Source organism: Paenibacillus puerhi (assembly GCF_009846885.1).
In the GTDB taxonomy this organism is placed as follows: domain Bacteria; phylum Bacillota; class Bacilli; order Paenibacillales; family NBRC-103111; genus Paenibacillus_G; species Paenibacillus_G puerhi.
Genome location: NZ_WUWM01000006.1, coordinates 99720 through 114006 on the forward strand (window position 1 = coordinate 99720; position 14287 = coordinate 114006).

General features: G+C 46.1%; 11 protein-coding genes. 3 read left to right on the forward strand and 8 right to left on the reverse strand.

The features are described from left to right. Positions 1-553 precede the first annotated feature (553 nt). The 8 genes from GSF01_RS07075 to GSF01_RS07110 form a co-directional block, all read right to left on the reverse strand. Positions 554-2572, reverse strand: a complete 2019-nt coding sequence (locus GSF01_RS07075; RefSeq protein WP_159882336.1) for a beta-galactosidase — start codon at positions 2570-2572, stop codon at positions 554-556. 68 nt (positions 2573-2640) lie between these two features. Next, positions 2641-3492, reverse strand: a complete 852-nt coding sequence (locus GSF01_RS07080; protein WP_159882337.1) for a sugar phosphate isomerase/epimerase family protein — start codon at positions 3490-3492, stop codon at positions 2641-2643. A 32-nt stretch (positions 3493-3524) separates the two neighbouring features. After that, positions 3525-4436 (reverse strand): DMT family transporter, encoded by a 912-nt coding sequence (locus GSF01_RS07085; protein WP_159882338.1) that lies wholly within the window; start codon positions 4434-4436, stop codon positions 3525-3527. A 37-nt stretch (positions 4437-4473) separates the two neighbouring features. Further along, positions 4474-5301, reverse strand: coding sequence for a carbohydrate ABC transporter permease (locus GSF01_RS07090; RefSeq protein WP_159882339.1), 828 nt, complete (start codon positions 5299-5301; stop codon positions 4474-4476). Further along, positions 5298-6170, reverse strand: a complete 873-nt coding sequence (locus GSF01_RS07095; RefSeq protein ID WP_159882463.1) for a carbohydrate ABC transporter permease — start codon at positions 6168-6170, stop codon at positions 5298-5300. The genes GSF01_RS07090 and GSF01_RS07095 overlap by 4 nt, the downstream gene beginning before the upstream one ends. A 70-nt stretch (positions 6171-6240) precedes the next feature. Further along, on the reverse strand, positions 6241-7539 hold the full coding sequence (locus GSF01_RS07100; RefSeq protein ID WP_159882340.1) for an ABC transporter substrate-binding protein: 1299 nt from the start codon (positions 7537-7539) through the stop codon (positions 6241-6243). Positions 7540-7635: 96 nt separating this feature from the next. After that, complete coding sequence (locus GSF01_RS07105) at positions 7636-8694, reverse strand: response regulator transcription factor (protein ID WP_159882341.1); 1059 nt, start codon at positions 8692-8694, stop codon at positions 7636-7638. Beyond that, complete coding sequence (locus tag GSF01_RS07110) at positions 8687-10462, reverse strand: cache domain-containing sensor histidine kinase (RefSeq protein ID WP_235941331.1); 1776 nt, start codon at positions 10460-10462, stop codon at positions 8687-8689. The genes GSF01_RS07105 and GSF01_RS07110 overlap by 8 nt, the downstream gene beginning before the upstream one ends. 394 nt (positions 10463-10856) lie before the next feature. Here GSF01_RS07110 and GSF01_RS07115 point away from each other — a divergent pair, with 394 nt between their 5' ends. The 3 genes from GSF01_RS07115 (at position 10857) to GSF01_RS07125 (ending at position 14243) form a co-directional block, all read left to right on the forward strand. Then, positions 10857-11495: a L,D-transpeptidase family protein gene (locus tag GSF01_RS07115; protein WP_235941339.1), complete on the forward strand. Its 639-nt coding sequence runs from the start codon at positions 10857-10859 to the stop codon at positions 11493-11495. 45 nt (positions 11496-11540) lie between these two features. Further along, the gene (locus GSF01_RS07120) at positions 11541-12650 is read left to right on the forward strand and encodes an amidase domain-containing protein (protein WP_235941332.1); all 1110 of its coding nucleotides are present in this window, start codon (positions 11541-11543) and stop codon (positions 12648-12650) included. A gap of 69 nt (positions 12651-12719) precedes the next feature. Next, on the forward strand, positions 12720-14243 hold the full coding sequence (locus GSF01_RS07125) for an oligosaccharide flippase family protein (RefSeq protein WP_159882344.1): 1524 nt from the start codon (positions 12720-12722) through the stop codon (positions 14241-14243). Positions 14244-14287 lie beyond the last annotated feature (44 nt).

Below are 14287 nucleotides of genomic sequence, written 5' to 3' on the forward strand. Positions count from 1 at the left end.
ACTAGCAGACTGTGTGAGAAAACGTTTGCACAAATTCCAGCAGAGCTTTTTAATTACGTGGTCGCTTTAAAGTAGTGCTCCTATCAAGTGCAAAGAATCCTTTTGACAACGCTTACATCATTAAACCATGCTCAGCATGACAAGGTTACGCTTGTCGTTTCTTTCTCGCCCCCCTTCAGAGGTTGATTCTATTTTCTCACCCCCTCTCCATATTTAATGAGCATTGGACTGAATCAGGAAAGAAAACTGTTTTATTATAAATTCAGGAGATCGTTCTGGTTATTCAGCTAAATGCGCAAAGGTTTGCATAATACTGTAAAGCTCATTGAGGAAATTAAAAAAAGTAGTAGGGGTTGTAATAAACTGGAATCTTAATTATTATCTCAATGTCCTTGTTCTTCGTCAATAGTGTAACCAACATTTTTTATAGGGAATTTCAGCGCCTGGAACGGGGACCGTTGAAACGTTTTTTATTCTGAACCATGTCACATAGTTCGGGTAGTACCGGCGAAGCTGACACTACCCGCAAAGTGGATATAACGAGTGCATTCATCTAACAATCTGCTGTGCATTCTACAATCCGGACGCCCCAGCGCTCCAGTCCAACCGTGTCCCCGGTTTGAACCGTCTGTCCGCTCAAGAGCTCGGTGCCAGCCGGGTATCGGTATACCATGTTTACAGGCTCGTCAGAGTAGTTGAAGAAAAACCGGATGGTATTTCCCGACGGGGTTGTACCCTTCTTGGTGATTACCGGGAAGACAAGCCCTTGCTCCTTGCCCCATAAGCCCGCCAGCTTCACGGTTTCCGACAGCACCTCACCCATTATGGCTTGAGTGACGAAGCATCCGATATAGGTTGCTGTACCTTTTCCGAAACGGTTGCGGGTGATCGCAGCGTATTCGCCCCAATGCGGATGGTCGTAATAAGCCAGTACTTCGGCGGTTAACGGGGTAATAAGCTCCATCCATGTATGGATTCGGTTATTTTCTTCCCCGACTTTGTAGGGATCACCCTTCAAGGATACCTTCTTTGGCTCCACGAACATGCTGTACGTGATTCCGCAAACATCCCCGATGATCCCTGGCTGCTTGGACGTGCGGACCTTCACGGTATCGTCCGTAAATCCAGACTTGAAGGTGTAGACCACATGTCCCCCATTGTCCACAAACCGGTTCAACCGGTGAAGAAGGTCATCTGGTGCAGCATATAACGCGGGAACGATCAACAGATCGTAATCCTCCATATTCTCGCTGCTGGGATACAGGAAATCGCACCCGATGTTCCTCTTATATAGTTCATCATAAACAAGTCGAACCACATCATTATAATTGTAAGTGGAAGAGAAGTTCCGTTTGAACCACTCCATGGCCGTAAGTGCTTCATTACTAACCAAAATGCCGATCCGATTCTTGATCCGGAAATTCACCAGCTTCGGGGATAATTTCGCCATGTCGCGGCCGATGGTGCAAGCCTCCAGGTAAACCGGATTCGGTTCGAAATCGTGGCTTAACAGACCCTTCCAATATGTCTCGATGGAATTATGGATCGAATGCCAATGCCAGTATGCTACCATTTGGGCGCCTGAGGCCAAGTGGCTGAACGCCTGGAGCCGAAGCTGGCCCGGATACGGGGTCCACTGGGCGAAGGCTTGCGCTTCGGTCTCAAGCACAAGGTAATTTGCGCCGCCCTTCAGTGAGCGGGCCACGTCCCCTCCGAAGGATATTTCGATTCCAGTCAGATCATCCTGGGACGGGTGGTAAATATCCACCCCGGCGATATCAAAGGGCTTTGACGCTTCGAAATGGTTTACATCTGGTTGAATCCCGTAAGAGTAACCCCGCCACTCGAAATCAAAATTCTGGGTAACGAACTGATCAGGTCGTTTGTATTCCTTCACCAAAGCCGCATGCCAAGCTAGGAAATCCGTGACAAGCTTTCGCTGGAATCGGGCGAACTCTGAACCAAGGCTGCCGTTGATGGTGCCGACCAACGAGGGAAAGTCCTCCCACGCATTAATCCGGTTACTCCAATAGTCCAAGCCGAAGGCTTGGTTGATGGCATCGAGGTTGTTGAACTTCTCTCGCATATGTTTAATGAAAAGTAGTTGAACATTGGTACCGCAGGTGTGGTAATGCTTAGTCTCATTATCCGTCTGGTAGCCGATGACCGCCGGGTGGTTCGCTACGCGGCTGATCAATTTCCTGATAATACGCTCGGCGTAAAACAGATAAGTTGGATTGGTGATATCCATGATCTGCCGTGGACCGTATTTTCCCGGACCTTGCGGGGTGACCGCCAAAACGTCAGGGTGTTCTTTGACCATCCACGTTGGTACTGAATAGGTCGGGGTCCCTACAATCACGTGGATCCCGGCCCGATGCATGGCATCCAGCACACGATCCACGGAGGTGAAATCGAAAACCCCATTTTGGGGTTCATGGGTGCTCCAGGTAGATTCTGCGATCCGGACCACGTTGATTCCTGCCTCTTTCATCAACTCGATGTCCATCTCTAGCCGATCATAAGGCATGTACTCATCATAGTAGGCAACGCCGTACAGCAATTTGTCCATTCCTATCATACCCTTCCCTTATCTGCTCCAATGACGATTGTATGAAACAAACATAGACATAAGTTGATCTAGACTTCCTTCAATAACCGCTCCAAATTGCCGTAGCTGATGGCCACGCCTTCAACCTCATCTCTGGTCGTCACGTCCTGCTCGACAAAAATATACTCTGCGGAGCCGATCTTTCGTGCTGCTTCAATAATCCCGCGTATATTCAGCGTGCCAGTGCCGACTTCGCAGAAATGGGCAGGATCCTGCGTTTTATACAGCTCGTCGATCGTAATGTTGCTCGTTGCTCCAAATACATCAAACCAGTTCACATGCTGTGTAGTGACCGGCAAATCCTTTTGATGCAGCTTTGTGCAGCGGTCCCCCAATTTATGAAGCCATGCGATCGGATCAGCTCCTCCCCTCACTGCCCAGTACGAATCGAATTCGAAATGAATCAAATCTTTCTTCATGTTGTGCAGCATGATATCCATCACAGTCTCGCCTTCAAATTGCTGAAATTCCTGAAAATGGTTATGATAATACAGGCCCAGCCCGTTCGTTTTGCAAAGCTCGCCGTAACGGTTGAATGATTCGCAAAATCGGAGCACATCGTCTTTATTCGAGAAAAAGGCAACGGAGCAGCCGATGGCCGGGCTGCCGATCATATGGTTAGCCTCGATGATCCCTTCCCATTCCGTCTCTTCATTGATATGGGTATGACAGCCGACCACTTTCATCCCGAGCCGATCGAGCTGTGCCCGTACTTCCTTCGGCGACAGCCCGCCGACTAGGCTTAAGCCTTCGTTAGTTTTTCGGATGACCATTTCCAGGTTTCTATAGCCGATGCCCGCCAATTTTTCCAATGTCCCTATAAAATCTTGCCTGAGTGCGTTTTTGACTGAATATAGCTGCAGTCCCATAGATAAACTCATACTTCATACCCTCCGTGGATGTGGTCTTGACATTAATTTTCTATTGAGCTGCCGAGTTGTAATTGTTTTTTATTTCGAATTAATGAAATTATGACGCCTGAAATAACAAGAAAGGCTCCCGCTATTTGACTGATTAGCACATCCTCTCCCATTACCATACTCATAATCATGGAAGTAATAGGAACGAAGTTAAAGAATAGTCCCGTGCGAGTAACTCCAAGTTGGGATATGCCTTTGTTCCACCATAAATAGGCCAGCACTGAACCGAATAATGCGATGAAACCAATAATAAGCCAAACGTCCGTCAAGTTAACCAAATGATCAGGTTTTAACTCAATTGGGAAGTTCATAAATGGAATAAAACAAATGGCTCCAAAAAACATAGTAAGTGCCGTTGTTTTTTGAGGAGTGCTATCTTTTAAATACTTTCTTCCTAATACTCCGTACAGAGCCCAACAAGAATTTCCACCCAATACTAACAAATCTCCAACAGATACTGAACTCAACTTTGTGATGGAACCTGCCGTAATTACAAACCAGACTCCTATCAAGGAGAGGATCATGCCAAGTACTTGTTGCCTGTGTATCCGTTCCCTTAATATCAAAAATGAACAAATTAAGGTTACAGTTGGATTCGCTGCAGTGATTAGGGCAGTGTTTACTGCCGAAGTATAGGCCAATCCGCTAAAAACTAATGCGTTAGTCATGAAAATTCCAATTACTCCTATAAAGAAATAATGGACTAAATTAGACTTCAACTCCTGATAGGTCGGCCTCTCCTTTAAGTAATAAATAAAAAGCAAACAACATGTTGCTATTAAAAATCTCCAGCCTACAACATTCATCGGACCAATAGCACTAACGGCTAATTTCCCTAAATTAAAGCTCACACCCCATAAAATCGCTGATCCAATGGGCAACAAATATATCATTCCGTTTTTCACTTGTGTCGGTCCTTTACATTTTTAATTGATCACGTTCTCAACCTTTAACCGCACCTTCCGCTATCCCAGATACAATAAATTTCTGGAAAATCGCATAAATGATAATAACCGGAATCGCCGTCAGCACCAATGCCGCCAAAATCAATGACCAGTCTTTCGTATATTCGCCGAATAATTTATTGGTAGATAGAATGAGCGTGTAATCGTTAGTGTCCTGAATCATCAGCAAAGGCAGGAGGAAATCGTTCCAAATCCACAAAAAGTTCAGTATACCTGCGGTAACTGTTATCGGCAGCAGCAAGGGAAGAATAATGGTCGTAAAAGTCCGGAGCTGACCGCAGCCGTCAATATGAGCAGATTCCTCCAGCTCGCGCGGAATGGACTTCACAAACCCATGGTACAAAAAAATCGCCATATTCACGCCTAGACCGATATAAATGACGGCCAGTCCGTAGATGCTTCCTTGCAGCGATAAACTTTTGGTCGTTTTCACCAACGGAATCATGATCGATTGGAATGGCACCAGCATGGAAGCGATGAAAAGGAAGAAAATGAAGCTGCTCAACTTTCCGGGCGTTCGGGATAGCTTGTAGCCTGCCATAGAAGCGAACAATAAGATACCGCCGATCCCGAGCACCGAGACAATCACTGTATTGCCAAGACTCGACAGCAATTGCGTCTTCTGAAGTGCTTCCGAGTAGTTTTGAACTTGCAGAGCCGTCGGCAACGACAAGATGGAGCTGAACATTTCTTTCTCTGTTTTGAACGAGTTCAAGACAGTCACATACAGAGGGAAAAAGGAAACGATCGCAAACAGCGACAGTACGATGGTAATGACGATGGAGCCCAACCTCGCCTTTCTCATGCTTCCACCTCCCGCTTCTTCATCACAAATACCTGAACAAAGGTAAACAGCATAATCATGATGAAGAGTAGCGCCGATTTGGCACTGGCATACCCGTAACGGAAGTTATTAGAAAATGCTTCTTCAAATATATTCATCGTAATCACCTGAGTCGCCCTGCCCGGTCCTCCGCCGGTCAATCCATAGACGACGTCGAAAACCTTAAACGAGCTATTCAAAGTGAGAAAGAAGCAAATCGTGAAGGCATGCGTAATCATCGGCAGCGTGATATGAACAAGGGATTGAACGGGACTGGCCCCGTCGATAATGGCAGCCTCTCGAAGAGATTGCGGCACTCCCTGCAAGGCGGCCAAATAAATAATCATCATATACCCGACACCGTGCCATAAAGAAACGATGACGATGGAGAAAAAGGCCGCCTTCGGATTCCCGACCCACTCTTGATTTAGAAACAACAAGCCGGTCTTGGCGGCAAGCTGAGGCAGTACTTGCGTAAACATGAAGGTCCATATGAAGGCGCTGATAATCAAACTGACCATGTTCGGCATAAAAAAGATTGTTCTGAAAAAACCTTTCGTTTTCTGCCTCGACTCAACGAGAGTCGCAAGCAGGAGCGCAATCACATTCTGCGCGATGACCATGAAAATGACAAATTGCAGAGTAAACCAAATCGAATGAAGGAATTCAGGATCGTCCGTAACCGCTTCAACAAAGTTGTCTAAGCCTATGAAATGATAGCTTTTGGCGAGTCCGTTCCAATCCGTAAAGCTGTAGTAAAAGCCACCTAAAGTTGGAATCAATAGCAAAACAAAATAAGTAAGGAATGCCGGGGCGACAAATGCGAGCAAGACCAGATGTTTGTTCTTCATCATTGTGTGTACCTCCAGTAAGAGATAAAGACAGCATTTCTGCTGTCTTTATCCCATTTCGTTTGCAGAACTAATTGTTGATCTTATTGGCATTCTTCCAAGCTCTGTCCAATCCGCTGATAACGTCATCCTGTGAAATCGATTTGGAATAGTACGCTTGCAGCAGCTTTCCGACTTCGGTCTTGACCGCAGGCGGCATGGACGGATCTTTATAAGCTTTGCCTGCTTTAATATGAGTCAGCGCTTCGTTAACCCACGGATAGCTATCGAACGTATGATTTTTCGCAACCGGATTGAACTTCAAGCTATTGTACAAATCATTCGTTTTATTGTCGTCCAGCACAAAGTTCACGAAATCGAACGCCAGTTCTTTGTTTTTGCTGCCTGTGGCGACAACGAGCGAAGTGGAAGCGCTCATATTGATCATCGTGGCGTTCGGATTCTCGTTGATCGGCAGCGGTGCGACGCCGATCTGCATATCCGGGTTCGATTTCAGAATCGTATCCGCATACCAGGGCCCCATCACCCACATCGCCGCTTTACCTTGCGCGAATGCCGCAGCGCCGTCCGCCGGGGATACTTCAAGCGCCCGATCGGTTCCATTGGCATTAACTAGGTCAATAATGCCGAACAGCTGAGATTTGATCTCCGAGAACGATCCTTTGTCGCTGTTCATCCGGTCAATGAAGTCCTTGTTTTCCGTATTTACCAACGCGCCAACCGTCAAGGGAAGTAAGAGCTGCGGCGGTGACGCTTCCTTATAGGCCAGTTCAAAAGGCGTGATGTTATTTTTCTTCAATGTCTCGATAACGGCCTTCATCTCGGTAACGGTTGCCGGAGGCTTCAACCCAAGGTTGGAAAATATTTCTTTGTTGTACAAGTAGCCCCAATTCAGTGTCTCAAGCGGTACGGCCAGCACCTTGTTATCAATGGTGACAGCCGATTTCACGCTATCCAGAACCTTGCCCACGAACGGCTGTTTGGACAGATCTTCTACATAGCCGGCTTTATAGTAGGTGGGCAGTTCATTGATCGCATGCAGGGAGAACACATCCGGAACATCGTTGGCCGCCAGTCTTGTTTTCAATATTTGCGGCGCTTGATCGCTAGGAGGCATCTCCATTTGCACCTTGAGATCGATGTTTTTCTCCGCTTTTACTTTGGCTACGAAATCGGCTACAAACTTGTCGTATTGCTCCTTGAATCGAGGCTGAGGCAGAAAAATCTTCAATGTCTCTTCTTTCGGCGCCGCGCTGTTTCCAGAGGCTTGATTCCCGGCATTCCCGGTGCCGTCGCCCTTTGCCGCGCACCCAGCGAGCAGTGAAACCGCTACCACCGTACTCAGTACGATGCTCCAGCTTTTTCTCATATTCTTATGACCTCCCTGTAGTAGATTACGTTTTGATTGTAAATGAATAGCGGAAGAAGTTAATTAGATAGATTTAACCGCTTTCATTGCACCTTTTTAACTTCCCTCTTGCTTTTTTCGCATTTCTCCGGGTGAAATCCCGAAATATTTCTTAAACACTCTGTAGAAATATGCTATATCTTCGTAACCGCACATTTCGGCTACCGCCTTAATCGGAATCTGATTGAAGACGATCCATTCCTTCGCTTTCTCCAGCCGCAGCTTTTGGATATAGTCTGTAATATTGATGGCAAACTCGCTTTTGAATGCCCGGCTGAGATAAACATAGCTGACAAAATAAACTTGGGCGATCTTCTCCACCGTAATCGGCCTTGCGAAGTTGATTTCGATATAGCTTTTAATATCCTGCAAATTCAATTTTTTCTTGTATTTCCGTTGATGAATCAAGGCTTCGATCTTAGAAACATAAAGCTTGGCCAATTCCTCCACGACCGTTTCCCATGAAGAGCATCTGAATGCTTCTAAGGGTAAGGGATCGCCATCAACCAAGTTTTTCACCATCAGCTCGTTCAGTAAAAATAAATACTCTTGATATACGCGCTCCATCTCGAACGCTTCCAATCGTTTATAGGCATCGATTTGGGCTGCCAGCTGTCGGAATGCGGCTCGAACATTGTCCGCATCCAGATCGGAAAAGTACGAAGCGATGGCAGGCATCGCATTTTTGATCAGCTTCATCAGCTCGATATCGAACACACCAGCCTGCTCAGTTGCCATGTCAGACTCTATCTCATCTCTGCACACTCGCAATATGGCATTCAGTTCTATTGGATCAATCGGTTTCAACAAGTAATCTTTTGCTTTCGAGAGAATCGCTTGCTTCATATATACAAAATCGTCATATCCGCTTACCACGATCAGCTTTATTGCTGGAAACTGCTCATGGATCCAATGCAGCAATTCAGTCCCGTCCATGCCCGGCATTCGCATATCCGTAATCACAATATCGGGAGACCATTCCACAATGAACCGAATCGCCTCCAGCCCGTCGGCGGCTTCCCCAACAATGTTCATCCCATAAACTTCCCAGTTGCCAAATCTTTTAATGATGTCCCGATTCAATTCTTCATCGTCGACAATAAGCACCTTAATCATTAGTGACGCTCCTTTCCCTAGGCAATAGCAAACGAATGGCGGTCCCTTTGCCTAATTGACTGTCAATGGATAGCCCATATGGGGAACCGAAATGCATGCGGATTCTAGCAGCCACATTACTCAAACCGATCCGTTCACTGCCTGACCAAAACGGTTCGGTTTGTGCCTCAAGCCGGTACTGAAGCTGACTCAGATGTTCGGCAGGAATGCCGAGCCCGTTATCTTCAATTAAGATGAAGATGCCTTGCACAGTATGCTTGACAGTAATATGAATTTCCCACACTCCGGTTTTCTTCTCCAAGCCATGAATGAATGCATTCTCCACAATAGGCTGCAAAGTAAGCTTCGGGATTGCACTTGATTCAACTCCGGGTTCCAAGAACATATGAGTCGTAATGCGGGAAGTAAATCTTTGCTTCTGAATGTATAAATAATTTTGAACATGATCGAGCTCCTGCTTCAACGTTGTCAGCTCTTCCGGATCCCGGATGATATATCGGAACATGTCGCTTAATGAGCGGATAACATCATATAATTCATCGGGTTTTTTGGAGAACGCCATGCTGCCGATTAGCTGCAGCGTATTTTGCAGAAAATGCGGATTGACCTGGGCCTGCAGCGCCTTCAATTGGGCGGTCCTTTTTTCCAAATTGATGCTGTATTCCGCCTTGATATATTCTTTGAGTCTTTTGGACATATTGTAATAGCGCATCTCCAGCAGTCCGATTTCATCTTTCCTTGTAACGGGCGGAGTTTCATCTTCTTTCAGAGGAACTATGCCTTGCATGGAGCGGGCCAATTTTACAATGGGTTTCGATGTTTTCCATGCAATCATAATCGCAACGAGAACGGAAAGAAGGGTCGAGATCGCACCGATAATGACCGCATACTGCCAAGTTCTTCTCGCACTGTTATCAATAAAACTGCTGGGTATTACTTTGATAACGTTCAAATTCCATAATGGGATGGTGCCGTAAAATACATAATCTTCTTTCGTTCGAAAATAACCCGATTCGGCGTTCATTTGGTTTTGAAGGTTGATTAACTGATCGGAAGAAACGGGCTGACCTTCGAGGGAGTACAGCATTTCTCCTTGTTGATTGGAGATGAAGACCGTTTGTTCGCTCCCTGGAGTCAGTAAATTCAGGGTATTGTCTAGATTGGACCAATTGATTTCTAGCGCAATGCCGCCAAGTCGTTTCCGGTCTTCAAACCTATTGATGGTCCGCATTAAATAAAAGGAGCCGGTATTGTCTTTATTTTCAATGATGAAATTCCCTTGATTCTTGAGAAAATTCCTGAACGGGTCTGGGATCCGCGGTGGTGTGAAAACCTCCATATTGCTGCCGTTAACGAGAAATTGTTTATTCGAATCGCTTAGATAGATATGGATACCAGATAAATAATTGACGTTGGAATAAAAAATCGATGTAACCGCATTCACAAAATCCTTTTGAGCGTTAAAGGCAGTTGAAGGGTTGGCATCCCCCATCTTGGCGATATATTCGTTGTAGCTTTCGTTTATAAGCAGCGTGTAGATGATATTGTTCATTTGCTCAAAGCGTTCTCCCAGATAGCCAGCAGTCCATTTGATTTTTGACGAGTTGGACTCTATGACTTCCGCCTCAACCGATCTTCTTGTATTCTCGGCGGCCAACAAAGAGATGAAGATCAAGGGCACGCAAGAAAGACCGATCATGGTGACAATCAGTTTATTTCGAATACTGCGTTGAAAGGGATCCAGAAGGAGTCGGAAAATCCTGGTCATTATTCTCAACGAACTCACAGCCTTTTTCTACGAAGTTATTGCATCATTCATTATAGCATAAGACCAGATCCCAATAGCCTTGAGAAAACCTGCCTAAGGATAATCTACTACTAAAATAATATGGAAACAGATCCGAATTATTAGAAGGAATTACCCAAATGTATTGTATTTTTTTACCCTCAAGCAAAAGGGAGCCTGCCCCCTCTTGTGTTAGGCTCTCCCTTTTCAGATTTAACTATAAATTACTGGGGCCACCACTCCAGGATTTTGGAGTATCATGCATGAACCTCCGTTAAGGGGACAAGCTACATCATATTGAAATATTTCCTTATGGAGACAAACCATGCGAAACCTACTTTACCTTACGCTTCGTCCAGCCGTTGTCGCTTTAATCATGTTGATCTTTACTCACTCTCCCGCCTATGCTGACCCCCCCTTGCCGATCGTCGCAAATCAAGGGATATACACGATAGAGATTTATCCTCAAAGTCATCAAATGATTGTGCGGGTGCATGGACAGAAATTCAAAACATACCCCATTGCCGTTGGCAATCCGTCCACGCCTACCCCTGTCGGAGAATACCAAATTGTGTATAAGGGGAAAGATTGGGCTCCTTCCTTCGGCCCTCGCTGGCTTGGATTAAATGTCCCTTGGGGGAATTACGGCATTCATGGCACGAATAAGCCCTACTCCATCGGACAGCATTTGAGCCATGGCTGCATCCGCATGCGCAATCGCGACGTCATTGAATTATTCGATATGATTCCGCTTGGCACCGTGGTCAAAATAAACGGGCATGTATTAGGAGATCAGGATCATCAGCCTAGAGATTTGGCGGAGGGCGACGTTGGAGGCGATGTGCAGTTGATTCAATCTCGTCTGAAAAGCGCCGGTTATTTCAAGGGAATATGTAACGGGAAGTTCCGTTCGGACACAACGGCAGCATTGAAACAATTTCAACGCGATCATCAACTGGCACCAAACGGTGTCGTCTCGGGAAAGGTGTACGAACAATTGGGGTTATTGGAATGAAGAACCCGTTGTGGAAATTAGAAAAACCTTTAGGGGGCTCTTAGTGTGCTGCGCTTATTTCTGTTGATCGGCATGTCTCTTATCATTGGGTTAGCGCCATTGCAAGGTTACGCGTTTCCTTTGAAGAAGGATAGCGATAAAGAAGAAATCACCCATTTTTTAACCTTGCTGTATAAAGACCGCAACGAATTCTTAATCAATCAGCGTCCGGAAACTATAGAAAAGTATTATACAAAGACCGAAGGCGCAAGCCGTTATGCTTATCAAATGGAACTGCGGCGGGCAAAATACTTGTACGCCTGGGCGGAAAAACGCGGGCTTCGCCTTGCAGCAGCCGAACCGACTATTCGGATCGGACGCCTGAAAAAGGACGGCGACCAAGCGACGGTAACCCTGGTTCAATCAACCAAAATAACTTACGAGTATAAGGCATCTTATCTTCCCTTGCAATCATTTGGAGTCGGTACCCGGCACGCCCTGACTATTAAAAAGGAGAATGACGGCTGGCTCGTAAAAAAAGAATGGTTCTTGGACCCCTTAGAGGAAAATCCGGATCTCATTTCGGAGTCTCCTGCTGGATTTCCTCATTTGTCCACGCTGGACTATACGCCGAAATCAAAGGGGCGATACAACCGGGAGCGTGCGGTTGCTTACGCCAACAAGTACGCGGGTCTGGCTTGGGGAGCCGGAAATAATAATCGATACAACAAGGAATATATGGATTATACGCCTCTTGGTGGTGACTGTACGAATTTTACCTCTCAAGTTCTTGGAGATAAAAAGGAAGGCGGCGGCCTTCGGATGACGGGCGTATGGGGGTATCGGGGGGGCGGAAAGAAGGCTTGGGTGCAAACGGATGCGTTCGAGCGTTTCCTGCTTCACTCCGGATATGGAAGATTAATTGCCAAGGGCACGTTTACAGAGATATCCCAAGCAAGCGAAAAACATCCGAATGGAGCCCTTGCAAAGCTGTTGCCAGGCGATGTAATCGGTTATTCGATTGACGGAGATACGGACCATTTTTCTGTGTTTGTCGGGCATGATGTCAACGGCTATCCTTTGGTGAACTCCCATACGGCCGACCGCTACCGCGTTCCGTTTGACCTCGGCTGGGACAAAAATACGAAATATATCTTAATTCATATTAACGATTAGAAGATAGGGACGTATACCTTCATAACCTTGTACATATAATTTTGGGACAAGGTTATTTGGGGTGAAAAAATGAAGCTTCCCATCTTCCTGAAACAAACTGCGCTACGTACTGGCTCCATTTTTATTGTTAAAGTCATCGGACTTGCCGTTCGCATTCCGCTATACCGGCTGCTCGGATCGGAAGGAGTCGGAATCTATCAAATTGTTTATTCTATTTATGGCTTCGCATATACGCTCGTCACAGGCGGTTTTCCAACGACGTTAGCCTTGATGACGGCAAAAGACGCCAAGCACGGGTCGCAATTTTTTAAAGGTTTAATGATCCCCTTTTTATTGTTAGGTATTTTTTTTAGTCTCCTTTGTTATGTCATGGCGCCTTCTCTCGCCCATCATTTCGGGGATAGCCATTTGTCGTTTCCTATACGGTGTATTGCACCGGCCTTACTGATTATCCCGGTATTGCAGTTATATCGCGGTTTTTTGCAAGGAATCGAATGTTACGGAGACGTATCGACTTCCGAGCTGATTGAGCAATCGGTACGCGCCGGTACGATGCTTTTGCTAGTTGTGGTCTGGATGAAATATGGCGTTCACGCTGCGGCCGGTGGAGCTGCTTTCGGTGCGTTTACGGGCGCTTTTGCTGCATTATGTTTTCTTTGGCTATACCAATCCGGCAAAAAAACAACTTCTTACCATACGAAGCGCAGAACATCTATAGAATCAATCCGCTGGACTGCTCTCGAGCCGGGGGTCATTTTTTTTCTCAAATCATCTTTTGTTATTACCTTAACACGCTTGGTTGCGCCAACATCCGACCTTCTGGATGCACTTATTATTCCTTCCCGCTTACAGATATCGGGTCTGAGTCAATCGGATGCTGTAGCCATCTTCGGAGAAATATCAGGAATGGCATCGATAACGGTTTACCTGCCCACGATCCTGACCGCAGCCTTGTCGTACACGATTGCCTCTAAACTAACTGCCAGTTGGCAAAATAACAAAAGGGAAGATTTTATTGAACGTTCCAACTTGTCTTTGGAAGTAGGGTGGTTCTGGGGTGTCGGCTCGACGGTCTTCCTCTTCTTTCACGCGGACGAGCTTTCGTCATTCATTTTCGGCAACGAAGGCGCCGCGCAAGCCATACGCTTGATGTCTTTTGCTCCCATCGTTGTGGGAATGAGGGAGCTGACGACGACGATTTTATGGGCCATGGATCAAAAAAGAGCGCCCTTGACCGGTTCCCTCCTAGGTCTTGTATGCTCGGCGATTGCAGCTTATTCTTTGACGGCTATACCTGGTTTTGGTTACGCTGGTGCAGCGATAAGTGTGTTTGCCTTTGAATTCGTGCCCTTGCTTTGGAATGCGATCGTGATACAAAAACGATGTAAAGGTGCTTTTCCCCTAATCAATATATTCAGCGGCTTGCTGATTCTTGTGGCCATCGCCTTTTTTTACACCCCATTTAATGCCATCTTACTTCATGTCGGGCTTGATTCAGCGATCATCCGCTCGCTTGGGGGGATACTATTTTTTATCTTCTGTATTGTTCTGTATATGTTGCTCCGTTTTCGGAAGAAGATAGGCAATCGGTAAAGCGGATCTGTAACGACTTCCAGGCTTCTAGGGTTGAAACCAGG